The organism is Sorangium sp. So ce1504, assembly GCF_051521635.1.
Lineage (GTDB): Bacteria > Myxococcota_A > Polyangia > Polyangiales > Polyangiaceae > Sorangium > Sorangium cellulosum_B.
Map to the genome: position 1 here is coordinate 7,798,005 of NZ_CP150365.1, position 24,356 is coordinate 7,822,360.

Genomic DNA, 24,356 nt, shown 5'->3' on the forward strand with positions numbered 1-24,356 from the left:
GGGCTGGGCAGCGCGCCCGGCGCGGCCTGGTCGCCGCCGGTCGAACGACATGCCCGCGCCCGACCGCTATACCGTGACGGAGATCCTCCGCGAGGGGACCAGGTTCGTCGTCCATCGCGGCCTCCGGAACGAGGACGGTTGTCCGGTCCTGCTCAAGATCCCCCGGGCAGAGCCCCTCGACGGCCGGGACGCCGCGCGGCTGCGCCACGAGCTCGAGATCGGGCGAAGGCTCAGCGGCCGGTCCGCGATCAGGCCCTGTGAGCTCACCACCTACCGGAGCCGGCCGGCGCTCGTCCTGGAAGACTTCAGGGGTCGCTCGCTCGATCGGGAGCTCGGGGCGCCGATGGATCTCAAACGTTTCTTGACGATCGCCTCCAGCATCTCGACAGCCCTCGCGGACATCCACGCAAAGGGGGTCGTCCACAAGGACATCAAGCCGCAGAACATCCTCGTCGATTCCATGTCTGGAGAGGTGAAGATCGCGGACTTCGATCTTGCCTCCCTGCTCCCCGAGGACCACGGCGACGCGCGGAGCCCGAGCGTCATCGAGGGGACCCTCGCCTACATGGCGCCCGAGCAGACAGGGCGCACGAGCCGGGCGGTCGATCTCCGTACCGACCTCTATTCGCTGGGCGTCACGCTCTACGAGATGCTCACGGGCGTCCTGCCCTTCTCGGCCGGCGATGCCCTGGAGTGGGTCCACCGTCACGCCGCGGTGCTCCCCCGGCCTCCATCGGAGCTCGTCCCGGGTCTCCCTTCGCCGGTGTCCGATCTCGTCATGAAGCTCCTCGCCAAGGCGCCCGAGGATCGGTACCAGAGCGCGCGCGGCCTCACGCTCGATCTCGAGCGATGTCTCGAGGGGCTCACGACGCGCGCGCGCATCGACCCATTCCCGCTCGGAGAGCACGATTTCTCTGGTCTCTTCGAGATCCCGAAGGAGCTCTACGGCCGCGAGCGCGAGCTCGGCGCGCTCGTCGCCGCCTTCGAGCGCGTGGCGCGGCTCGGGGCTCCGGAGCTCCTCCTCCTCTCCGGCAACGCCGGCGTCGGCAAGACCTCGCTGGTCCAGGAGCTCTACCGGAAGGCGGTCCGGGAGCGGGGCCTCTTCGCGGCGGGCAAATTCGACCAGCAGCGCCGACACGCGCCCTACGCGACGATCGTCCAGGCGCTCCGCGAGCTCGTGCGCGAGATCCTGAGCGGGAGCGAGCCCGTCATGGACGCGTGGCGGAGGCGGCTCTCCGCGGCCCTCGGCAAGAACGCGCAGCTCATCGTCGACGTCCTCCCGGAGGTGGAGCTCATCCTCGGCAAGCAGCCGCCCGTCCCCGAGCTGCCGCTGACCGAGACGGAGAGCCGGTTCGCGATGGTGTTCCGGCGCTTCGTCGGCGCCTTCTGCCGGGAGGAGCGCCCACTCTGCCTCTTCCTCGACGACCTCCAGTGGGCAGACCCGGCGAGCCTCGCGCTCCTCGAACACCTCATCACCCACCCCGAGACGCAATGCCTGCTCGCGATCGGCGCCTACCGCGATGAAGAGGTGAGCCCGCTCCACCCGCTGACGTGCATGCTCGAGCGCGCGCGGGGCGCCGGCATAAGGCTCCTCGAGATCGAGCTCGCTCGGCTGTCCGAGCGGGATGTGCAGCGGCTCGTCGCCGATACGGTCCATACGAGCGGAGAGGACGCCGCCCCGCTCGCGCGCCTCGTCTACGAGAAGACCGCCGGCAATCCGTTCTTCGCCACCCAGTTCTTGACCATGCTCCACAAAGAGGGCCTGTTCGAGGTCGATCTGCGCGCAGGCGCCTTCAGGTGGGACATCGACGCGATCCGCGGCAAGGGCCTCGCCGACAACGTGGTCGATCTCATGATCGCGAAGATCAAGCGCCTCTCCCCGTCGGCCCAGAAGGCGCTCACGCTGGCCGCCTGCGTGGGGAATACCGTCGATGCCGGCACCCTCGCCGTCATCCGCGATCGGTCCGAGGACGCCATTCACGAGGACCACCGGGAGCTCGTGCGCGAGGGGCTGCTCCTCAGGTCCGGCGACACGTACCGGTTCCTCCACGACCGTGTCCAGCAGGCGGCTCACGCGCTCATTCCGGAGGCGGAGCTCGGGGCGGTGCACCTCCGCATCGGGCGGCTGCTCGCCGCCCACGCGCCTCCCGACGCGGCCGAGGCGCGCGTCTTCGAGATCGCCGGCCACCTGAACCTGGGCGCTGCCCTCGTGACCGACCGGCGCGAGAAGGACCGGATCGCCAGGCTCAACCTGGTGGCGGGCCGGCGAGCCAAGGCCTCTGCAGCCTACGCAGCCGCGGCCAGCTACCTCGCGGCGGGCATCGCGCTGCTCGGGGACGACGCCTGGGACAAGGAGCGCGCGCTCGCGTTCGATCTCCACTGCGAGGGCGCGCGCTGCGCCTTCCTGTGCGGCGACTTCGCCGCCTCCGAGCGGCTCGTCGACGTGCTCCTTCTGCGCGCTCGTGGCCGGATCGAGCTTGCGGAGGTCCACGGCATCGAGATCGTTCTCCACACGACCCGCGCCGATTTCGAGCGAGCGGCGCAGAGCGCCCTCTCCTGCGTGCGCCGCTTCGACGTCGACATCCCGCTCCACCCGACGCGCGACGCGGTGGAGCGCGCGGCGCGCGAGGTCTGGGGCGAGGTGTGCGACCGCCGCATCGAGGAGCTCGTCAGCCTGCCGCGCATGGTCGATCCGGACATGCTGGCCGTGGCGGCCACCCTGTCGACGGCGCTCCCGTCAGCCTATTTCTCGGATCCGCACCTCTACAGCCTCATCGCGTGCCGCATCGTCCAGCTCAGCCTCCGCGCGGGCAACTCGGACGCTTCTCCACCCGGATACGTCGCGTTCGGCGGGACCATCGGCCGCGTCCTCGGCCTTTACCGGGAGAGCTACCGCTTCGGCGAGCTCGCCCGCGCGCTGCTGGAGACCAGCGGCCGGGCCGGGAACCGGGCGCAGATCCTCCATATGATCAGCACCTTCATCGACCCCTGGATCCGCCCCTTGCAGGACGTGGTCGGCCTCCTCTACAAGGCGTTTGACGAGGCCGTCGAGACCGGTGCGCTGCTCTACGCGTCGTATTGCTCGTTTCAGGGCGTGACGCTGCGCCTCGCCGCGGGCGATCCGCTGGCGGACGTCGTCGCCGAGGCCGAGCGCCACATGGACCTCGCGCGCCGGGCCCGGTACGACGTCGTCCACGATTCCTTGGCCGTCGTGCATCGGTTCGTGGAGCGCCTGCGCGGGCGCGATTCGGGCTGGGGCAGCGAGGGCGCCGATGACATCGAGGGACCGCCGCGCGGGGCGGCGGAGCGGATCACGCGCTTCCACGCGCGCCTCTACGCCGCCCAGGCGGCGCTCCTGTTCGGTCGCCATGGCGAAGCCGTGGCCGCGTCGCGCGCGGCGGGCGAGCTGCTGGGTACCGTGACAGACCAGTTCCACGTCAGCACGCAAGCCTACGTCGCCGCGCTCGCGCTCTCGTGCCATGCCCGCGCCCTGCCAGAGGAGCAGCGAAGAGAGCTCCTCCCCGCCCTGAGGGCGCACGAGGCGGATCTCCGCCGCTGGGCGGAGGTCCAGCCCGCGAACCAGGCAGACCGCCACGCGCTCGTGTCGGCCGAGATCGCGCGCGTCGCGGGCGACGAGCTCTCCGCGATGCGCCTCTACGAGCAGGCCATCCGGGCCGCGCGCGCGAGCGGCTTCGTCCATGGCGAGGCGCTGGGCCAGGAGCTCGCCGCCGCGTTCTACCGTGATCGCGGCTTCGACCTGATCGCCGACGCCTACCTCCGCGCGGCCCGCAGCTGCTATGCCCGCTGGGGCGCCGACGGGAAGGTGAAGCAGCTCGACAGGCTCTTCCCGCACCTCGCGGCGCGCCCGCTCGCCGCGACGAGCACGGTCACGATGCCGGCCGAGGAGCTCGACCGGCTGGCCGTCGTGAGGGCGTCTCAGAGCCTCTCGGGCGAGATCCTGATGCCCCGGCTCGAAGAGGCGCTGCTCAGGGTCGTCCTTGCGCACGCGGGCGCGGAGAAGGGCTACCTGCTGGAGGCCGGCCGCGGCACAGCGTCGATCCGGGCGAGGGCGAGGATCGAGGGAGGAAAGCCTTTCGTGGAGGTGGTCGCCGGGGAGGCGCGCACGCCCGCGTCCTCCGCCGCGCTGCCGCTGTCGGTCGTCCACTACGTCGTCCGGACGGGCGAGCCGGTCATCCTCGACGACGCGGCGGAGACGCGGTTCTCGGCGGACGAGTACATCGCGCAGGCGCGGCCGAGATCGGTCCTGTGCATGCCGATCGCGCGGCGCTCGGGGCACCACGCGATCCTCTACCTGGAGAACGCCCTGATGCGAGGCGCGTTCACCCAGGACACGCTCGCGGTGCTCGAGCTGCTCGCGTCGCAGGCCGCCATCTCGCTCGAGAACGCGTCGCTCTACGCGGCGCTGAAGAAGAGCGAGGCGTTGCTCCAGAGCATCGTCGACAGCTCGCCGGCCGCCATCTACGTCAAGGATCTGGAAGGCCGCCTGCTCCTGATCAACCGGCAGTACGAGCAGCTCGTTCGTCTGCCGAGAGCGCGGATACTCGGCAAGAAAGATCACGAGATCTTCGCGCCGGAGGCGGCGGACGCGTTCGCCGCGTACGACCGCAGGGCGATCGATGCGGACAGGCCGATCGACCTGGAGGAGGTCGTCCTCGTGGACGACGAGCCGCGCACGTACCTGTCCCTCAAGTTCACCCTGCACGACGCCGCTGGAGCCATCTATGCCGTCTGCGGCATCTCGACGGACATCACCGAGCGCAAGCGAGCGGAGATGGCCGAGCGCTTCCTGGCGGAGGCGAGCAGGCGGCTCGCGGCCGATCTCGGCTACGAGGCGACGCTGGACGCGATCGCGGGGGTCGCGGTGCCCGAGCTCGCCGAGGGCGCCGCGCTCTACGTGCTCGACGACGCGGGTGCGCTCCAGCAGGCGGCCGTCGCGGCGGACTCCCCGGCCAAGGCCGCGCGCCTGCGTGAGCTCGCCGCGCCCTCCGGGGACGCCGCCGCGTCCCCGGGCGCGCCCGGGGATCCCCACCGTGTCCTCGGCGCGGATCGTGCCGAGCTCTGCCGCGTGAGCGACGGCCTGATGCGGCGCTGGGCCGCGGGCGCGGCGCGCCCGGAGGCGCTCTTCGAGCTCGCGCCCGCGGCGTACATGAACGCGCCGCTCGTGACGCGCGGCCGCTGCCTCGGCGTGCTCTCGCTGATGCGGACCGGAGCGACGCCGCATTATACCGGGGCCGACGCCCCGCTCGTCGAGGAGCTCGCGCGCAGGGCCGCGATGGCGCTCGACAACGCGCGCCTTTACCGCGAGGCGCAGCAGGCCGTCCAGATCCGCGAGGAGTTCCTCGCCGTCGCGTCCCACGAGCTCCGCACGCCGCTCACGCCGCTCAGGCTGAAGCTCGCGCTGATGCAGAAGAAGCTGACGACCGAGATCGTGAACCCCTCGCTCGAGCGCATGGTCGCGGTGAGCCTGGGGCAGGTCGAGCGGATCGAGCGGCTCATCGAGAGCCTCCTCGACGTGAACCAGATTGCGCGCCATGAGCTCGACCTCGATCTCTCGGAGGTCGACCTCTCCGCGCTGACCTGCGACGTCGTGAGCGAGCTCCGCGAGCCCTCGTCGCGGGCGGGCTGCCGGATCGAGATCGCGGCGGGGCGCCCGGTGCTCGGCCGCTTCGATCGGCTCCGCGTCGCGCAGGTCCTGAGGAGCCTGCTCAACAACGCGATCAAGTTCGGCAAGGGCGGGCCCATCGAGGTGACCGTCGCCGAGCGCGGCGACACGGCGCGGGTCGTCGTGCGCGATCACGGGCCCGGCATCGCGCCGGAGGACATGGAGCGCATCTTCAAGCGGTTCGAGCGGGCGGTCTCGTCGAGGTCCTACGGCGGGCTCGGGCTCGGGCTCTACATCGCGAACGAGATCGTCCGGGCGCACGGGGGCACGCTCCAGGTGTCGAGCGAGAAGGGCAAGGGCGCCTGCTTCACCGTGGATCTGCCGCGGAACGTCGCACCGTCATCTGCCTCGGGAGGCCCGCCGAGGAGCGGGGCTGTCGCGTCCTAGCGAGACAGAGCGCCAGGACGCCCAGAGAAGACGACGAGCGATTCGCTCTCCCCCTTCCGCGTCCGCGGCTCGATTCTGCGTCACGCCCCCTGCGCGTCGGGGAAGAGCTTCTGGAAGCTGTCCTTGTCGATCGCCTTCTCCAGCGCCGCCTGGACCGAGATGGTTTCCTTCTTGACGAGCCGCTCCAGCGCCATGTCCATCGTCTGCATGCCGGCGGAGCGGCCCGCCTGCATCAGGTTCGTGATCTGGAACGTCTTGCCCTCGCGGATCATCGCGGAGAGCGCGCTCGAGCCGACGAGGATCTCGTGGGCGGCGACGCGGCTCGTGCCGTCCTTCGTGCGGAGCAGCTGCTGGGCGATGATCGCGGCGAGGCTCTCGGCGAGCATGCCGCGGACCTGGAGCTGCTCGTCGGCGGGAAACGCGTTGATGATACGGTCGATCGTCGCGGCGGCGCTGTTCGTGTGGACGGTGCCGAAGACGAGGACACCGAAGCTCGCGAGCTGCAAGGCGAGCTTCATGGTCTCGTTGGTCCGGAGCTCGCCGATCAGGATCACGTCGGCGTCCTCGCGCCCGGCGCTGCGGATCGCGCTCGCGAAGCTGCCCGCGTCGGGGCCGACCTCGCGGTGCGTGATCTGGGCCTTGATGGGGCTGTGCACGAACTCGACCGGATCCTCGATCGTGAGGACATGGCAGGCGCGCGAGCGGTTGATGTGATCGATCATCGCCGCGAGCGTCGTGGACTTGCCGGAGCCGGTCGGCCCGGTGATCAAGATGAGCCCGCTCGTCCGCTCGGACAGCCGGCGGGCGATCTCGGGGCAGCCGAGATCGTCGAGCGAGAGGATCTTGCTCGGGATGGTGCGGAAGACGGCCGCGAGCCCGGTGGTCTTGTAGAAGTAGTTCGCGCGGAAACGGGCCCTGTCCGCGTAAGAATAGGCGAAGTCGAGATCGAGCTCGTCGACGATCCGCCGCGTCTCCTCGGGGGTCGTGATCTCGAAGAGGAGCGCCTCCATCTCGGCCGTGTCGAGGGGCGTGTCGCGCAGGGCGATGAGCTCGCCTCGGGCGCGCACGAGCGGCGGATAGCCGATGCCGAGGTGCAGGTCGCTGCCCTTCCTCGAGAGCAGCTCGTCGAAGAGGCGGTCGATCCGGGCCACGTTACGCTCCCTTCTTTCCGAAGAGCGCGCCCGCGCGCTCGAAGAGGCCCTTGCCCGCCTCGATGGGCGCGGACCTGGACGCGTCGGGCGCGGGGGCGGGCGGCCTCCTGTCCGGCGTGAGCATGGGCTGCCGCCTGCCGGCGAGGACGGCCTCGAGCTCGTCGGGGGCCTCCGCCACCTTGAGCGCGGCCTCGAGCGTGGTCTTGCCGGCGCGGACGAGCTCGGCCAGCGAGTCGTCCAGGCGGATGATCCCGAGGCCCTTCCCCCGCTGCTGGAGGCTCGGTATCTGGAACGTCTTGGAGTCGCGGATGAGGTTCCAGAGCGGGACGGAGCCGGGCAGGACCTCGGCGGCGGCGACCATGCGCCTGCCGCCCTCGCTCGGCAGGAGCCGCTGGCTGACGATGAGCCGGAGGCCGCCCGCGAGGGTGACGCGCACCTGCTGCTGATCGCCGGGCGGGAAGAGATCTATCAGCCGATCGATGGTCTTCGCCGCGCTCGGGGTGTTCATGGTGCCGAGGACGAGGTGGCCAGTCTCGCTCGCGGCCAGCGCCATGCGGACCGTCGCCGTGTCCCTGAGCTCGCCGACGACGATGACGTCGGGATCCTCGCGCAGCGAGGCCTTGAGGGCGTTCTCGAAGGAGCGGGTGTGCGTGCCGACCTCGCGCTGGCTGATCATCGCCTTGCCGCGCGCATGGACGAACTCGACGGGATCCTCGACCGTGATGATGTGATGGCTGGTCTCGCGGTTCAGGATGTCGACGATCGCGGTGAGCGTCGTGGTCTTGCCGTGGCCCGTCGGCCCGGTGATCACGATGAGGCCCTGGTGGTGGCGGGTGGCGAGCCCGATGGCGTCGGGCAGGCCGAGCGACGCGAGGGTCGGGATGGTGCGCGCTATCAGCCGGAACGAGCCCTTGTACCCCTGCCGGTGGCGCGAGATGTTCACCCGGAAGCGGCCGAGCGCGCCGAGCTCCAGGGCGAAATCGCAGGAGCCCTCGACCTCGAGCACCTGCGAGAGGCGCGCCGGGACGCGCGGCAAGAGGAGGGACTCGACGGCCGCCGGGTCGAGCGGCTCGCCGTGCGGCATCAGCTCGCCCGCCACGCGCAGGAGCGGCGGGCGGCCGGCGACGAGGTGCAGATCGCTCGCGCCCTGATCGCGCGCCATGGCGAGCAACCCGTCGAGGGCGGCCGCCGGCACTTCGGCGGAGGAGGGCCGCGCGCGCCCGCCCGCGGCGGCCACGCGCGCGGCGGCGCGGGGCTCCGGGGACGGCGCCGACGGGCGGGCGGCCGGCGCGGCGCGCTCGGCGGCCGGCGCATCGTCGGCGCGCGCCTCGAAGCGGGCCACCGAGGGCCGGCTGGCGCGGGGCTCTGCAGGCGGCGGCGGAGAGCGGAGGTCGAGCGCGACCTCCGAGGAGCTCGTGCGCTTCGCGTCCTGCTCGCGCGGCGGTGGGCGCTGCCCCTCCTCGGGCGCGAGGTGCTCCCGCATGGAGAGCTGCTGCGAAGGGCGCGCGGGAGGCGCGGCGGCCGCGGTCCCCGACGCGCCGGACGACTGCATCCGCGTCATGCGGGCGTGCACGAGGTCGCCCTGGCGCGCGGCGACGACCGAGATGGCGCCGATGCCCTCGATGCGGATGTGCCACTGCGACGGCTTCGCGCCGAGGGCCTCGATGTGGCGGCCGCCGCCGAGCGCGCTGAGGAGCATGAGGATGTCCTCCGTGGTGAGGGCGCCGGGATCGACGGCCTGGAAGGCGCCCGAGACCTTGACGCTGGGCATGCGCCCGGTGGCCACGGCGAACTCCGTCACCTCGGGGCGGTTCAGTTGCGAGAGCCAGGATCGAAGGGCGTTCATCGTCGTCGCGCGTCTCCGCAAGCCGACTCTATCAACGATGAGGCGCCGCGTTCCAAAATGTCGTGCGACGGCGGCGACATTCGGCCGCGGCCCCCCGCGCCGACTCCCTCCCACCGTCCCCGCTCGCGGCGACCGCGCGGTCCTCCTTGGAGCGGTGCGACCCGGCTCACGCCCGCGGCGTGCTCCGCCGCGCGCGGCGCCGGGCTACTGGATCGCGAGCTTGAGCCGAGCGCCCTTCACGAAGTGGCCAGGCGTCTTGCCCTTCTCGCCGGGCGGCGCCTGCGGCTCCGAGTCGATGGTGAGCTGCATGTTGCCGGTCGACTCGATCTTCTTCATGGTCACCCTGGCGATCTCGACCCATTTCGTGGATCTCGGCCCGTCGGGGTCCTCGACCTTGCGGAAGAGCACCGCCTTGGTCCCCGCGGCGACCGGCTTCTCGGTCGTGGAGACGAGCGGCAGCAGGGTCGCGACCTTTCCCGCGCGCGAGACCAGCCTGCCATAGACCTCCACGGAGAAGGTGTCCCACTCGCCCGCGCCGGGGGCCGAGGCGGGCTCTGCCGTAGGCGCGCTCTCCGCGCCGGCTACCGTTGGTGCAGCCTGCCGCGGCGTGGCGGGGTGCTCTGCCGAGGCCGCGGTCGGCGCGGCGGAGAGGAGCGCTGCCGCGCCCGCGGCGACGAGCGATCGCGAGCACCTGGAGAGCCAATCACCAACCGTCTTCATGCACCACGCTCCTTCGCTACTTCGACGTGATCCCACGACCCGCGTGAACTCCGCAAGATCGCAAACACCGCAGTCACAAAACTTCTCATCGTGACGCAGACTGACACCTTCCGCAACTCATTTCTCGATCTCGACAGGGTTTGCGGTCATGAGCCGTTCGTCACGCTTGTCGGCGGCTCGTGAGCTTCGTCAGTCTCGTCAGTCTCGTCAGTCTCGTCAGCTTCTCGCCGACCTGAGCGCTTGGGCGCGCCTCGCTCAGATTCAGGTGCTGGCCGCGTCGGCGAGGCCGACCGGGCTCCGGCTGCGCGGCGCACGAGGAGCGCGGCGCGGCTCGCCCGAGCTCACCTGGTCATCTGGCTTGCCTGTCGTTCTGGCTCGCCCGTCGTTCCGGCTGCCTGGTCGCCCGGCGTGACCGCCTGCCTGGGCTCTCCGGCTCGCCTCGCTGGTTCTCCGACGGGTCCATCAGCGCGCTTCGCGAGGCGCGCTCTCGAAGAGCGAAACACCCGCGCGAGCGACAGGCTGGCTCGGTCCAAGCCCGCCGTACCTCATTCCCACCCGTCCGACGAAACCAGCTGCGCACAGCAACGCGATCTCTCCCTCTCCAACCTCGCTCCGGGAACCTTCCCGGTGCCTTCCAACACCGCCGACCCGAAAATCGATGTCGGAGTAAGAGTCGCGTTTCAACCAAGATATCATGTCTTCGTCAAAGCAGAGCAGAAATTTTCGGACGCAGTCGATTCTGGTGAGCCCCCGTGCGTGCATGTGTGACGCGTGCCGGCGCAGGCGTGCGCCGGCGGGACCTGCCGCTGTAGGATGGCCGCGGAGGAACAGAGCCCATGCCCACGGTCGCCGATCACTACGACAAGCTCCTCGCCGAGCACTATTCAAGGATGTTCGGGGAGTACGACGCCAAGGTCGCCGAGCAGCGGGCGCTGTTCGAGCGCCTCGGCCTGCGCCCGGAAGGCTCGTCCGGCGGCTCGCCCGAGGCCATCGACCTCGGGTGCGGCTCCGGCTTTCAGTCCCTCGCGCTGGCGCAGCTCGGGTTCAGGGTGACCGCCGTGGACACGTCGGACAGGCTGCTCGCCGAGCTCGAGGCGCGCCGCGGGCCGCTCGCCGTCGAGATCGTGAGAGGGGATCTCCTCGACGCGCTGGAGCGCTCGGGGCCCCCCTGCGCGCTCGCCGTGTGCATGGGCGACACGCTCCCCCACCTCGGCAGCAAGTCGGACGTGGAGCGGATGTTCGCCGGCTGCGCCCGGCGACTCGCGCCCGGCGGCCATCTCGCGCTCACGTTCCGTGACCTCACCCGCGAGCTCGTAGGCGCCGACCGGTTCATCCCAGTCCACGACTCCGCGGATGTGATCATGACCTGTTTCCTCGAGTACGAACCCGAGACCGTCAAGGTGCACGACCTCGTTCACACGCGCGGCCGAGAGGACGGCCGGTGGACGCTGTCAGCGAGCTTCTATCGCAAGCTGCGCCTCGCCCCCGATTGGGTCTGCGACAGGCTCGACGCGGCCGGACTCCGCGTCATCCATCGCGAGATCGCGCGCGGCCTCGTCACCCTCGTCGCGCGCTCCTGAGCTGACGTGGGCCGGGATACGAACACCGATTCAAATACCTCCTATGGAGGTTGATGGCGCGGGCGACGCGGCGCTAACTTGATATGGGAGGATGAGACCCATGTCCGAGAGAGCGAGTCAGACAGGCACGAACGACGCCGGGCAAGCTGCGGTCGTCAACCGGCCGTCGCGGGATGAGGTCCAGGACCTGCGGCGAGAACGAGACGAGGCGCGCCAGCTCCTGGCCACGCTGGTCGTGGCGCTCAAGCGCGCGACGTTCCGGCACGGCACCTACATCGACGGGCTGGGCGCCGCGATGGTCGCCGTGGATCGGTGGTCCAAGCCACGAGGCCGATGATCGAAGGGCCGGCCCCGGGCTGCGGTGACGCCCGGAGTCGCGGCCCAGGCCCCGAGAGACCTGGTGCGCGCCGCCTTGGCCGCTCGAACGACCTCGCCGGCTGTGGACGCAGCGCACGCAGCGCGCGGCGGTGGACGCAGCGGGCGCGGCGGTACCCTGGCGTCGGCCCCGCCTGCCGGCTAGGCGCGAAGGCCGGAACGGAGTAGGTTCCTGGCATGGCCGGATACCGCAGTCGTACATCCACCCAGGGGCGCAACATGGCAGGGGCGCGCGCGTTGTGGCGCGCCACCGGCATGAAGGACGCGGACTTCGAGAAGCCGATCGTCGCCATCGCCAACAGCTTCACGCAGTTCGTTCCGGGGCACGTCCACCTCCACGACGTCGGCCAGCGGGCGAAGAAGGTCATCGACGCCGCGGGCGGCTGGGGCGTCGAGTTCAACACGATCGCCATCGACGACGGCATCGCGATGGGCCACGCCGGCATGCTGTACTCGCTGCCGAGCCGGGAGCTCATCGCCGACAGCGTCGAGTACATGGTGAACGCGCACTGCGCGGACGCGCTGCTGTGCATCTCGAACTGCGACAAGATCACGCCCGGCATGCTCCTCGCCGCCATGCGGCTCAACATCCCGACCGTCTTCGTGTCGGGCGGTCCGATGGAGGCGGGCAAGCTCGTCGGGACCCACGACCGCGACGGCAAGCCGCTCATCCGGAAGCTCGACCTCATCGATCCGATGATCGCCGCGAGCGACGACAAGGTGACCGACGCGGATCTCGCCGCGATGGAGCGGTCCGCGTGCCCGACCTGCGGCTCGTGCTCCGGCATGTTCACGGCCAACAGCATGAACTGCCTCAACGAGGCGCTCGGCCTCGCGCTGCCCGGCAACGGCACGCTGCTCGCGACGCACGCGGCGCGCTGGGAGCTCTTCGAGGCGGCGGCGAAGCGCGTCGTCGCGCTCGCGCAGCGGCACTACGTCGACGGCGACGCCTCGGTGCTGCCGCGGAGCATCGCGACGTTCGAGGCGTTCGAGAACGCGATGGCGCTCGACATCGCGATGGGCGGCTCGACGAACACGGTGCTCCACATCCTGGCGGTCGCCCGCGAGGCGCAGGTGGACTTCAAGATGGCGGACATCGACCGGATGTCGCGCAAGGTGCCCAACATCTGCAAGGTCGCGCCGTCGTCGCATCACCACGTCGAGGACGTGCACCGCGCGGGCGGCGTGCTGACGATCCTCGGCGAGCTCGACCGCGCGGGGCTCATCCACCGGCAGGCGGGCACGGTCCACGCGGGCACGCTGGGCGAGGCCATCGACGAGAACGACATCCGCCGCCCCACGGCGACGGCCGCCGCGAAGAAGCGCTCGCTCGCCGCGCCGGGCGGCGTGCCGACCACGGTCGCGTTCTCGCAAGACAAGTACTTCGCCGACACCGACGATGACGCCCAGAAGGGCTGCATCCGCGACGTCGACCACGCGTACAGCCGCGAAGGCGGGCTCGCCGTGCTCTACGGCAACATCGCGATGGACGGCTGCATCGTGAAGACCGCCGGCGTCGATCCCGAGATCTGGAAGTTCGAGGGGCCCGCGCGGGTGTTCCACTCGCAGGAGGCGGCGTGCGACGCGATCTGGGACAACCAGATCCGCTCGGGCGACGTGGTCGTGATCGTCTACGAGGGGCCGAAGGGCGGCCCCGGCATGCAGGAGATGCTCTATCCGACGTCGTTCCTGAAGGGGAAGGGCCTCGGGAAGGCGTGCGCCCTCATCACCGACGGCCGGTTCAGCGGCGGGACCTCGGGCCTGAGCATCGGGCACGTCTCGCCCGAGGCGGCCGAAGGCGGGACCATCGGGCTCATCGAGGAGGGCGACCGCATCCGGATCGACATCCCCGCCCGGACGATCGATGTCCTCGTCAGCGAGGCGGAGCTCGATCGCCGCCGCCGCGCCGCCGAGGCGCGCGGCGCCGATGCGTTCAGGCCGAACCGCGACCGGAAGGTCTCCCCTGCCCTGCGGGCTTACGCGCTGATGGCCACGAGCGCCGCCAACGGCGCTGTCCGCGACGTCGGCCAGATCGAGCCGAGCCGGCGCGCCGGGGACGGCGCGACCGTGACCGCCCCCGCGCAGCGCAAGTAGCGGAGCTCCAGCCGCCGTCCAGCCGCCGAGCCGCGCAGGCGAGGCGCGAACGAGGCGCGGACGAGGACACAGCGCCCGCAGCGCGGCGGCCGCCGTCGGTGGAACGGTGGCCACCGCCCCGGCCACCCGGCGCGCCTCGGCGCCCGGCGCAGGTCGGGCGCTGCAACGCTCCGGGCCGGTACGGCATCCACCACGACGGGGGTGCGCCCGGTCGCGTAGGATGCCGTACATGAGAAAATTGGCGCTCATCGTGGCCACCTCTCTCGTCTCGGGTTGCAGCCCGAAGGTGCGTGATTTCCCTGGTGACCACGACGTCGGGAGCGGTGGAAGCGGGGCCGGTGGCGGCAGCAGCGCCACCGCCAGCAGCAGTGACACCACCACCACCACCACCACCAGCGGCGCCAGCAGCAGCAGCAGCGGCGGTGCGACGGATAGCTGCGTCGACCCGGTGGAGGACTGCCCGCCAGCGCAGAGCGCCTGCATGGAAGCGGTGTGCAGCGAGGGGGAGTGTGCAGAGCGGCCGAGGCCGGCGCGGACCCCCTGCGGGGCAGACGGCAGCGCGGAGTGTGATGGAACCGGGGACTGCGTGACGTGCGCGGGCGGCATGCAATGCGAGTGCGGGGAGCCGGGTTGCCCGAACACGTGCGGATCGACGGACGTGATGGTCATGCCTGCGAGCTGCGCGGGGGGCAGGCCGGGCGCCGGGGACAGCTGCGGGCCGGGCGACGCGAGCTGCTGCGGCAACAGGATGGTCCCCTGTGGCACTTTCCTGAGGGGCTACGACGGGACGCCGAGCACTGACGACGCGTTCCCCGCGGCCGTCAGCGACTTCCGCCTGGACAAGTACGAGATCACGGTCGGGCGATTCCGAGCGTTCGTGGATGCCGGGCAGGGCGTGCAGGAGAGCCCGCCGGCCATCGGGGCTGGCCGGCACCCCCACGTCAACGGCAGCGGGTGGATCGCGGGGTGGAACACGCGGCTCGCGCCGAACACCGCGGGGCTCCGGGCGGCGCTGCAGTGCAATGGCGATCGCCTCTGGACGTGGACCGACGCCCCCGGGTCGAACGAGGAGCTGCCGATCAATTGCATCACCTGGTTCGAGGCGTTCGCGTTCTGCGCGTGGGACGGCGGCCGCCTGCCCTCCGAGGCGGAGTGGAACTATGCGGCTGCCGGTGGCGACGAGCATCGACCTTACCCCTGGGGCTCCGGGATCGACGGCGATCGCGCCTCCTACAACTGCACGGGGGATGGGAGCGCCGCGGGGGCTTGCGCGCTGAGCGACATCCTGCCGGTCGGGTCGAAGCCGCGTGGCGACGGGCGATGGGGGCACTCGGATCTGGCCGGGAATCTGTGGGAGTGGACGATGGACTGGTGGCGGGATGCGCTCCCCACGCCGTGCATCGACTGCGTGCATCGCGTGGACGGCGATCGCGACGCGACGCGGGTCACCCGCGGCGGGAGCTACCGCGCGCCGGCGACGGACGTGCGCGCAGGCAACCGCGACTTCAGTTATCCCATCGACCGCGTCAACAACATCGGCGCCCGCTGCGCACGAGACATCTAGAGCGACGGTCACCCGCTTCGGATACGGGCCCACCTCGGCGTTTTCGGTGCTCAGCGCACCGGAGTGCGCTTGCGCGCCGAAAACGCCGATCTGGGCCCGTCTCCTGTGCGGGAGACCGCCGCTCTGCTCGGCATGTAGCTGAGGTGGGCGGAAACCGTTGTGGATCGGACGTCGCGGGACACAGCGGGACGTCGCGGGACATCACGGGGCGTCGCGGGACATCACGGGGCGTCGCGGGACACAGCGGGACGTCGCGGGACATCACGGGACGTCGCTGGACGTCCACGAGACCGGATTCGACGCCGGGCGTGGTGTGCGATGTCGACGCTGAGGCGAGGCGTGCTAGAGCGCGCGATCGTGGCGTCATCGCGGGGCCAGGCTCAAGGGCAGCAGATCACCGTCGTGGGCGCAGGGGTGATCGGGTTGACCACGGCGGTCGTCCTCCAGCGGGACGGCCACCGGGTACAGGTGATCGCTGCGGCGCGCGGCGAGCGAACGACGTCCGCGGTCGCGGCGGCGCTGTGGCATCCTTTCCTGGCGAACCCGCCCGAGCGCGTCAACGCGTGGTCCTCGAGGAGCCTCGATGAACTCACGCGCATCGCGAACGAACACCCGGAGGCGGGCGTGGATCTCCTGACCGCGCGCGAGGCGGCGGACGACACGCGCCTGCCGTGGTGGGCTCCGAGCGCCCCGGACCTCGCGCTCGAGCCTGGACCCCACCCGCTGGGCGCGCCGTACAGCCTGCGATTCACGGCGCCGCGCATCGAGCCATCGTTGCACCTGCCCTGGCTGGAGGCGCAGCTCGACTGTCCAGTGCGCACCGAGCACGTGCGATCGCTCGCCGAGGTCGAGGGCGACTGCATCGTGAATTGCACCGGGCTCGGGGCGCGCGCGCTCACCGGCGACGGCGAGCTCATCGGTATCTATGGCCAGGTGGCGATCGTCGAACCAGGCGAGATCCCCCCAGATGTCGCACTGGGTGATGAAAGGGACGAGTCGGCGCTCGTTTATGTCATCCCAAGGCGTCGCGAGATCGTGATTGGCGGTTGTTTCATCCCGTCGCCCGATGATCGCCCGTTGACGCCTGATCCCGAGCTCGCTGACGCAATGCTCCAGCGGGTGCGCGCGGCCGGGCTCAAGCCAGGCCGCTTGCTCGGCTCACGCGCCGGGCTGCGCCCTTACCGGAGCACCGTGCGGGTCGAGCGAGAAGGCCGTGTGATCCACAACTACGGCCACGGCGGTTCGGGATACACGCTGGCATGGGGTTGTGCCCACGAGGTGAGCGCAATTCTGCGGGACGGCAACGCGTCGACACACGGCCATGTCTAGCGGAATGTGCCGAGCGCACTGTTTTGACGCGTGCCATGATGTCAGCGTCAGCGTCAACGCGGCGCTCCGGGCCTGTTCCTCGGACAACGGCAGCGGCGCCAACCCACGCCGCCGCGAACGCGGCTACGAGCCAACGCAAGCTGACGCAGGCGGACGACGTCATCGCAAACCGACGCAACGGTTGCGTCGGTCGCAACGGTCGCAACGATCGTAAGCGTCGTAAGCGTCGCAACCGACGCAACCGTCGCAAACCGAAACAAACGACGCTGCTTCTGGAATCCAGCCAACCAGAAAGCCCAACGCAACGCTCCGAAAGTCCCGTTGTGCTCCTGTTGCTAGGCTGCTAGATTGGATTCGTGCTCGTCTGCGAGCGTCTCCCGCCTTCTCTCGCAGTGGGACCGCCCATGGCGATCCTCTGTTCGTCCGAGGGAATGGCCGTGGACGGCCTCGCTCTGGAGGTCGCTAACCCCTGACGACCTCTCGGTGCCATCCCTGGAACGCGGTCCCGAGTGGTCGAACGTTCGTTTGCGCTTGATCCGGTGTCCACCGTTCGCTGTCACCAACGTGAAGATCCGAAGCTTCCCCGGGGAGTTTTGAGCGCCATGAACAACGACGAGAACCGACTCAGTCGTCCATCGGGGCGGCCAGCCGTCTGGAGTTTCACGAGGAACAACGACGAGAAGGGCCCGAGCCGACCCTCGGGCAGGCCGTCGGGGCGGCCCTTGGGCAGGCCGTCGGGGCGGCCCTCTGGCAGGCCGTCGGGGAGACCTTCCGGGCGGCCGGCGCTCTGGAGCGTCCTGCCGCTCGACAGCGGCTTGCTGCAGACCCGGACGATCGAGTGGCCGACGGTGGCGCTCTTCGCCGGGTCGTACGCCCTCTGGGCGACGGCCGTCTGCGCGGGCATCGCGGGCTCGGTGTCGACCGTTCCGGCCGTGCTCGCGGCGGCGGTCGCCGCGTATGCCGCCTTCACGCCGATGCACGAGGCGTCGCATCGGTCGCTGGCGCGCTCCGCGCTGCTGAACGGCGTGATCGGGCGGCTGTCCGGGCTGCTGCTCATGGCGCCGTTCCTGGCGGTGCGTCACTTCCACCTCGAGCATCACAAACACACGAACGAGGCGGACCGGGATCCCGACTACTGGAGTGGGCGCGGCCCGTGGTACCTCCTGCCGCTCCGCTGGGCGACACAGGATCTCCACTACTACTATCTATTTTTGCGCTCCTACCACGCGCAGAAGCGCGCGGAGCGGATCGAGACGGTCGCGTCGCTCGCGGCCATGCTCGCGCTCGTGGCGCTGGCCTTCGGGCTCGGCTATGGCCAGCTCGCGCTCCTCTACTGGATCTTGCCGGCGCGGCTGGCGATCTTCTTCCTCGCGTTCGCCTTCGACTACCTGCCTCACTACCCCCACGCGATCACCGCGACGCAGGACCGGTACAGCGCGACGCGCGCGGTCGACAGCGCGCTGTTCAACGTGCTGCTCTTCGGGCAGACGTATCACCTGATCCACCACCTCTACCCGGCCGTGCCGTTCTTCCGCTACCGGACCGTGTGGAAGCATCAGCGCGAGGAGCTCATGAAGCTCCGCTCGGAGAGCATCCCCCCGCCGCGGGCGTCGTTGCCCCTGATCGCGGCGGGCAGCCTCGCCGCGCCGCGGGCGCCCACGATCCAGGCGGCTCACCCCACGCAGGGCGCGGCCGAGCTCGACGCCATCTGATCCGCGCCGCGCCCCGCTCCACGGCGGTATCCGCCCCCCTCTGCACCAAGCAGAGCGGCAGCAGAGCGGCAGCAGAGCGGCAGCAGAGCGGCGGTCACCCGCACAGGAGACGGGCCCAGATCGGCGTTTTCGGCGCGCAAGCGCACTCCGGTGCGCTGAGCACCGAAAACGCCGAGGTGGGCCCGTATCCGAAGCGGGTGACCGTCGCTCTCTCTAGAGGCGCGCGCGGCGGCGGGTGCGAAGCGCTCGCGGCGGCAGCAGGACCTCTCGGAAGAGCAGCGCCTCCGCCACGGTGCGGCGGTCCAGCGCGACGCTGGACGCGTCGAGGCGCGACCCGAACGCGTCGGGCCGTCGCTCGCTCGTGCCGAGCGCCGGGATCGCGGCGCGCGCGCTGATGAGGATCGACAGCGACTGCGCGGGCGCCCGATGCGCCGCCAGGACCGCGCCCGCGAGGAGCGCCCGGGCGTCGAGGACGGCGGGGACCCGGCCGGCGAGCAGCGCGTCGCGCGCGCGCGACGCCTCCTTCCGCTCGTGCGGGCCGTAGTCGAGCCCGCTGATGTCCTGCAGACCGAAGCCGGACAGGGCGGTGAGCGGGCCGGCATAGAGGCGCTCCACGATCCACGCGGCCATGGTGGCGAAGGGCGCCAGCGGGACGGGGCGAAAGGCGCCCCTCACGGGCAAGAGCAGGTCATCGAGGCTCACCTCGACGTGGCGGCGCGCCCACGCCTCCCGCAGGGCGCGCGCGTCCTCGTTGAGCCCGCCCCGCTCGAGGACCATGCACCCGATCAGCACGCGCAGGTGCGGCGGAGGGTGCTCGTCATAACGCGCGCCGGTCACGTCCGTCTGGACGGCGATGGACGCGTACGGCTCGTTTTCCTGGAAGAACAGCTCGCTCATCGTGAGCACGTAGGCGGGGCCGAACATGAGCGTGCCGAAGACGTCACAGAAGATCTCCTCGAACCACACGCCGAACACCCGCCTGAGCGCGGGAGCCCCGATGCGATCGCCGTCCGGGGCGAGCGGGCGCACCCGCTCACCCCCCAGGCCGAGCTCGCGGCGCAGGGCCGGCTCGAGGCCGTCGACCGAGGCCAGGAAATCGTGGCCTATCTCGTGCGCGAGCGCCGGCCAGCGCAGCGGGGTCGAGAAGAAGTCGACAGGGAGGAAGATGGGCGCGATCGACGTCGGGATGAAGCCCGTCCAGATCGCGAGATCGAACTCCGTGAGCTGCGTGGCCGGCGCTCCGCTCCGGAGCGGCAGCCCCTCCGCCCGCGCGAACGCGATCACGGGGGCGTAGCAGGCGTCGGCGAGGGCGTCCGCGTCGCCGAGATCGGGCAGGAGCGACGGGTCGCGGCGCTGGCGCACGAGCACCGCGATCTCGCCGACGACGAGCTCGATGGTGTCCGCCGCGGCCTCCGCCTCGCGCGCCGCGAGGCCCGCGTCGACGGCGGCGCGCAGGCTCCCGATCTCGTGCGGGACGGCCCCGAGGAGCACGTCCGTGAAGCGCCGGTTCGCCCGTTCGTGACGCACCACGTCGCCGAGCGCCGCGGCGCTCTGCTCGAGCTCGGCGAGCCGCAGGAGCACCACGCGCAGCCGGTCGGCGTCGGGCGCGCGCGGGGCGCCGAACGGCATCCCCGCCCACGGCGCAGCGCTCGGCGGCGCGACATCAACGGGCCCCGCATCGCTCCCCGGCGCGACGTCGACGAGCGCTGGTTCGCTCCGCGGGGTGTCCTCGCCGCCGGGCCGCGCGGCGGCACGCGCAGCGCGCTCGGCGCGCCTGGCTTGCAGGCTCCCGTACAGGCTCGCTAGCTTGACGATCGCCCAGATCACTCCGATGAGGGCGCCGACGTATTTCTCGAGGTCGAGGTCACGCATGGCGCCCGTCCAGCGTCGTCGGGGAGCGGCTCGCAGACCGCGCGGCTCTCTGGCCGCGCAGAGCGCGGCGATAACGCCCGGGGCGGGCCGAGCACCTCGGCCAGGACGAAGCGCCGCACGAGCGCGCCGCGGCGGCCGAGCCACGCGAGGAGCGGGCTCGGTGGGTCGCGCGGCGGCACCTCACGACTCCCCGGCGGGATCGGGCTTGCCCCCCGTGGTGCCGGCGATGCCCTGGCGCATCTCGGTGTCGGCGATGATGTTGCGCATGTTGTAGTAGTCCATGACGCCGAGCTTGCCCGTGCGGAGCGCCTCCGCGACGGCGAGCGGGATCGTCGACTCCGCCTCGACGAGCTTCGCCCGCATCTCCTGCGTCTTGGCCTTCATCTCCTGCTCCTGCGCGACCGCCAGCGCGCGGCGCGACTCCGCCCTGGCCTGCGCCACCTGCTTGTCCGCCTCGGCCTGCTCCGTCTGGAGCTTCGCGCCGATGTTGGAGCCGACGTCGACGTCGGCGATGTCGATGGAGAGGATCTCGAACGCCGTCCCCGCGTCGAGGCCCTTCTTGAGCACGTTCTTCGAGATGGTATCCGGGTTCTCGAGGACGTGTTTGTAGTCGTCGGCCGAGCCGATGGTCGAGACGACGCCCTCGCCGACGCGGGCCAGCACCGTCTGCTCGCCCGCGCCGCCGACGAGGCGCTCGATGTTGGCGCGCACGGTCACGCGCGCGATCGCGAGGAGCTGGATACCGTCCTTGGCCACGGCCGAGACCTTCGGGGTCTCGATGACGCGCGGGTTCACCGACATCGCCACCGCCTCGAGCACGTTGCGGCCGGCGAGATCGATCGCGGCCGCGCGCGAGAAATCGAGCTCCATCCCCGCCTTGCCGGCCGAGATGAGCGCGTTGACGACCGCCTCCACCCTGCCGCGGGCCAGGTAGTGGGCCTCGAGCATGTCGACGGACACCCCCTCGAGGCCCGCCTTCACGGCGCTGATCCGCGCGTTGACGATCTGATCGGGCGGCACCCGGCGCAGGCGCATCGCGATGAGCGTGAGCATCGAGACTCCGGCGCCCGACGCCTGCGCGGCGACCCACAGCCGGAGCGGCACCATGTACAGCGTCGCGACGATGGCGACGAGCACGAGCCCGCCGATCACGATGACCGAGATGATCTCCATATCCCTCTCCACCCGTCCCTGTCCGTGAAGGGCCGCCTCTCGCGCGCTCTCTAGGGCTTGCGCGGCTCGACGACGACCCGATTCCCCTCCACGCTCGCGACCCGCACAGGCGTGCCAGCCTCCACGTAGAGGCCGTCGGTCACGACATCGACCGCGCGATCCTCGATCTCGACCGTGCCGGCGGGGCGGAGCGGCGTGAGCGCCCTGCCCTCCTTGCCGGCCAGCGCGGCGAGCCGCGCGTCCGGGCCACGCCCGCTCCGCTGGGTCTCGAGCAGCACCATCTTGCGGCCCACCGGCGTCCTCGGGACAGCCCAGAACAGGAGCCCCGTCACGCAGACGCCGGCGCCCAGGGCGAGCAGGCCGTAGCCGATCCCGAGGGCCGCCCATGCGAGCGCGACCGCGCCGAGCACGGCGGCGCCGCCGAGGAGCCCGACGAGGCCGACGCCGGGGATGACCAGCACCTCGATGGCGAGCAGCACGAGCCCCGCCACGAGCAGCGCGACCACGAGCAGCGCGGGCGTCACGCTCCGCGCTCCTCGTCCGCGCTGCGCGCTACCGCCCTCACGACGACCCGGCCCCCCTCCGCGCGGATCACCCGCACGCGGGCGCCGGCCTCGACGTAGCCGAGCTCCGAGAGCGCCTCCACGCGGCGGCCGTCGAGCGCGACCTTGCCCGAGGGGCGCAGATCGGTCGCGGCCGTGCCGAGCCGGCCCACGAGCGACGCGGGCGCCGCGGAGCCCTCGGGAGGCCCTCCGACGGCGACGCCGCGGATCGCCGCGTCCAGAACGAACCGCCGCCCGAAGCGCGTCCTCGGCGCGATGCGGGCGGCGCCCACGGCGAGCGCCGCCGTCGCCGCGAGCGAGCCGCACACCGAGGCGAGGGCGCGCGGCAGCCAACCGGCGTGCCAGGCGACGTCGACCGGCACGCGCTCGAGATCGAGCAGCGAAAGGAGGAGGGCGCTCGCCACGCACGCGGCGCCCGCGACCCCAGGGACGATGTGCCCCGGGACCAAGATCTCCACCGCGATCAGGATCGCGCCGACGGCGAAGAGCGCGAGCTCCTCCCAGCCGGCGAGCTTCACGACGTGGTGCCCGAAGAAGAACAGCGCGAGGCACGAGAGCCCGACGGCGAGCGGGACGCCGTGGCCCGGCGCATAGAGCTCGAGGAGGATACCGAGCATCCCGAGGGTCATGAGGACCCCGGAGAGCGTGGGATCCGAGAGGAAGCGCGCGAGCTCCTCGGCGAAGCTGGGGCGCGGGCGGATGATCTCCGCCGGCTGGGGGCGGCCCAGGGCGCCGAAGAGATCTGCCTCGGTGCCGGCCTGCACCTCGGCGACGCCCCACGCGAGCGCCTGCGCGCCGTCCAGCGTGAGCAGCTTCCCCTTCTCGTCGAGGCCGGGGACCTCCACGTCGGCGTCGACCATGGCCTCGGCGATGTCGCCGCGCCGCCCCTTCGCCTCCGCGGTCGCGCGCATCTCCTTCCGCATGTAGGAAACGACCTTCTCGGCGACAGGCTTCATCTCGCCGCCCTCGCCGATCTGCACGGGCGTCGCCGCGCCGAGGGTGGCGCCGGGGGCGACCGCGATGACATCGCAGGCGAGCGAGATGAGCGCTCCGGCCGAGATCGCGCGCGGGTTGACCCAGCACACCGTGCGGACGCGCGCCCGGAGCAGCGCGTCCCGGATGGCGAGCGCGGCGTCGATGCGGCCGCCGAGCGTGCTGATGTCGAGCACGAGGAGGTCGCCCTCCCCCTGGGCGGCGACGACGCGCTCCAGGAAGGGCGAGAGGCCGAGATCGATCGTCCCGGAGATCGCGATCACGGTGACCTTGCCCGCGCCGGGGATCGGCGGGAGCGGCCGCGGACCCGGCGGCGCGGGGGCTCCGGCCGCGCCGCCCGGGCCCGCGGCGGGCGCCGCCGCCTCGCCGCGGGCGGGGAGGCACAGCGCCATCGTCGCGAGGAGCGCGAGGAGCGGGGTCGCGCGCCGCGCCCACCTCGCGGCCTGTTCCAGCAGGCGCCACAAACCAGTCAAGCCCCGCTCCCTGCTATGGCGGCTCGGCTCGCGCCGCGCGCCATGCTCCCTGAGGTTCACGCCGAAGACCGCCGCGACAAGGGTAGCGCATGGCGGCGCTCCACGATACCCCCCTGCTCAGGCTGCTCCGCCGCTGCACGCCATGAACCTCGCCACCGCGTCCGCGAACTCGGCTGGTCGCTCCACGATCCAGTCGTGGCTTCCCTTCGAGGAGACGACAAGGGTCGAGTCGGGGATCAAGCGTTGGATGGCGAGGGCCGAGCCGATCGGCACCGTGAGATCGCGCGCGCCCCAGGCGAGCAGCGCCCTCACGCGCACGCGCGCCGCGTGGCCGCTCAGATCCGCGGTCGCGGCGATCCGCAGCAGGCTCAGCGCGCTCCGCGCGTGGAAGAGCAGGTTGTGGAGGAGAGCAGGCGTCCCCCGCGCGACGAAGCGAGGCGCCAGCAGCGCCTCGGCCGCGCGCGCGAGGACGAGCGAAAGGACCGAGCCCGGCGGGTTGAATCCGATGGAATCGACGAGCACGACCCCGGTTAGCCGCTCGGGGTACAGCGCCGCGACGATCAGCGCCACGGCGCCAGACAGCGAGTGGCCGATCAGCGTGACGCGCTCGAGGCGCAAAGCCCGCAAGGCCTCGGCGACGCAGCGCGCATACCGCTCCAGGGTCCACGGCGCGCGGAGCCGCGAGGCGCGGCCCGAGCCGGGCAGCTCCAGGACGAGCACCCGCGCGTGGCGCGCCATCGCCTCGACCGCTGGCTGGTAGGTCGCGCCGTCGATCAGCATGCTGGGCAGAAGCACCGCGGGCTTGCCGGTGCCCGTCTCGGTCACATAAAGGATCTCGTCT

At 71.5% G+C, this 24,356-nt stretch carries 15 protein-coding genes; 7 read left to right on the forward strand and 8 right to left on the reverse strand.

Annotation, left to right across the window (positions count from 1 at the left end; all coding sequences use genetic code 11):
- Nucleotides 1–49: 49 nt before the first annotated feature.
- The gene (locus tag WMF39_RS29270) at nt 50–6,070 is read left to right on the forward strand and encodes an AAA family ATPase (protein WP_437739777.1); all 6,021 of its coding nucleotides are present in this window, start codon (nt 50–52) and stop codon (nt 6,068–6,070) included.
- Nucleotides 6,071–6,150: 80 nt separating this feature from the next.
- On the opposite strand, the gene WMF39_RS29275 is transcribed toward WMF39_RS29270, so the two are convergent.
- From WMF39_RS29275 to WMF39_RS29285, 3 genes are all read right to left on the reverse strand, one after another.
- Nucleotides 6,151–7,221: a type IV pilus twitching motility protein PilT gene (locus WMF39_RS29275; RefSeq protein ID WP_437739778.1), complete on the reverse strand. Its 1,071-nt coding sequence runs from the start codon at nt 7,219–7,221 to the stop codon at nt 6,151–6,153.
- A gap of 1 nt (nt 7,222) precedes the next feature.
- Nucleotides 7,223–9,067 carry a type IV pilus twitching motility protein PilT gene (locus WMF39_RS29280; RefSeq protein WP_437739779.1) on the reverse strand — a complete coding sequence of 615 codons (1,845 nt, stop codon included), beginning with the start codon at nt 9,065–9,067 and terminating at the stop codon, nt 7,223–7,225.
- 204 nt (nt 9,068–9,271) lie between these two features.
- Complete coding sequence (locus WMF39_RS29285) at nt 9,272–9,787, reverse strand: hypothetical protein (protein ID WP_437739780.1); 516 nt, start codon at nt 9,785–9,787, stop codon at nt 9,272–9,274.
- A gap of 836 nt (nt 9,788–10,623) precedes the next feature.
- Between WMF39_RS29285 and WMF39_RS29290 the strand changes: the two genes are divergently transcribed.
- The 6 genes from WMF39_RS29290 (at nt 10,624) to WMF39_RS29315 (ending at nt 18,441) form a co-directional block, all read left to right on the forward strand.
- Nucleotides 10,624–11,367, forward strand: a complete 744-nt coding sequence (locus WMF39_RS29290; protein ID WP_437739781.1) for a class I SAM-dependent DNA methyltransferase — start codon at nt 10,624–10,626, stop codon at nt 11,365–11,367.
- A gap of 100 nt (nt 11,368–11,467) precedes the next feature.
- The gene (locus tag WMF39_RS29295) at nt 11,468–11,704 is read left to right on the forward strand and encodes a hypothetical protein (RefSeq protein ID WP_012237958.1); all 237 of its coding nucleotides are present in this window, start codon (nt 11,468–11,470) and stop codon (nt 11,702–11,704) included.
- A 215-nt stretch (nt 11,705–11,919) separates the two neighbouring features.
- Entirely contained in the window at nt 11,920–13,836 is a 1,917-nt protein-coding gene (gene ilvD / locus WMF39_RS29300) for a dihydroxy-acid dehydratase (RefSeq protein ID WP_437739782.1), read from the forward strand.
- A gap of 229 nt (nt 13,837–14,065) precedes the next feature.
- Entirely contained in the window at nt 14,066–15,400 is a 1,335-nt protein-coding gene (locus tag WMF39_RS29305; protein WP_437739783.1) for a formylglycine-generating enzyme family protein, read from the forward strand.
- A gap of 357 nt (nt 15,401–15,757) precedes the next feature.
- Entirely contained in the window at nt 15,758–16,729 is a 972-nt protein-coding gene (locus WMF39_RS29310; protein WP_437739784.1) for an FAD-dependent oxidoreductase, read from the forward strand.
- Between the two features lie 602 nt (nt 16,730–17,331).
- Entirely contained in the window at nt 17,332–18,441 is a 1,110-nt protein-coding gene (locus WMF39_RS29315) for a fatty acid desaturase (protein WP_437739785.1), read from the forward strand.
- Nucleotides 18,442–18,654: 213 nt separating this feature from the next.
- Here the strand turns inward: WMF39_RS29315 and WMF39_RS29320 are convergent, their stop codons facing one another.
- The 5 genes from WMF39_RS29320 to WMF39_RS29340 form a co-directional block, all read right to left on the reverse strand.
- Nucleotides 18,655–20,313 carry a hypothetical protein gene (locus WMF39_RS29320; RefSeq protein ID WP_437739786.1) on the reverse strand — a complete coding sequence of 553 codons (1,659 nt, stop codon included), beginning with the start codon at nt 20,311–20,313 and terminating at the stop codon, nt 18,655–18,657.
- Nucleotides 20,314–20,493: 180 nt separating this feature from the next.
- Entirely contained in the window at nt 20,494–21,486 is a 993-nt protein-coding gene (floA, locus tag WMF39_RS29325) for a flotillin-like protein FloA (RefSeq protein ID WP_437739787.1), read from the reverse strand.
- 50 nt (nt 21,487–21,536) lie between these two features.
- Nucleotides 21,537–22,010, reverse strand: a complete 474-nt coding sequence (locus WMF39_RS29330) for an NfeD family protein (RefSeq protein WP_437739788.1) — start codon at nt 22,008–22,010, stop codon at nt 21,537–21,539.
- Complete coding sequence (locus WMF39_RS29335) at nt 22,007–23,515, reverse strand: NfeD family protein (RefSeq protein WP_437739789.1); 1,509 nt, start codon at nt 23,513–23,515, stop codon at nt 22,007–22,009. The genes WMF39_RS29330 and WMF39_RS29335 overlap by 4 nt, the downstream gene beginning before the upstream one ends.
- Before the next feature lie 117 nt (nt 23,516–23,632).
- Nucleotides 23,633–24,340, reverse strand: coding sequence for an alpha/beta fold hydrolase (locus WMF39_RS29340; RefSeq protein WP_437739790.1), 708 nt, complete (start codon nt 24,338–24,340; stop codon nt 23,633–23,635).
- Nucleotides 24,341–24,356 lie beyond the last annotated feature (16 nt).

Coding starts and splice junctions, on each gene's coding strand:
- WMF39_RS29290 (WP_437739781.1), top strand. CDS start 10,624: ATGCCCACGGTCGCCGATCACTACGACAAGCTCCTCGCCGAGCACTAT.
- WMF39_RS29315 (WP_437739785.1), top strand. CDS start 17,332: ATGAACAACGACGAGAACCGACTCAGTCGTCCATCGGGGCGGCCAGCC.
- WMF39_RS29320 (WP_437739786.1), bottom strand. CDS start 20,313: ATGCGTGACCTCGACCTCGAGAAATACGTCGGCGCCCTCATCGGAGTG.
- WMF39_RS29285 (WP_437739780.1), bottom strand. CDS start 9,787: ATGAAGACGGTTGGTGATTGGCTCTCCAGGTGCTCGCGATCGCTCGTC.
- WMF39_RS29305 (WP_437739783.1), top strand. CDS start 14,066: ATGAGAAAATTGGCGCTCATCGTGGCCACCTCTCTCGTCTCGGGTTGC.
- ilvD (WP_437739782.1), top strand. CDS start 11,920: ATGGCCGGATACCGCAGTCGTACATCCACCCAGGGGCGCAACATGGCA.
- WMF39_RS29295 (WP_012237958.1), top strand. CDS start 11,468: ATGTCCGAGAGAGCGAGTCAGACAGGCACGAACGACGCCGGGCAAGCT.
- WMF39_RS29280 (WP_437739779.1), bottom strand. CDS start 9,067: ATGAACGCCCTTCGATCCTGGCTCTCGCAACTGAACCGCCCCGAGGTG.
- WMF39_RS29270 (WP_437739777.1), top strand. CDS start 50: ATGCCCGCGCCCGACCGCTATACCGTGACGGAGATCCTCCGCGAGGGG.
- floA (WP_437739787.1), bottom strand. CDS start 21,486: ATGGAGATCATCTCGGTCATCGTGATCGGCGGGCTCGTGCTCGTCGCC.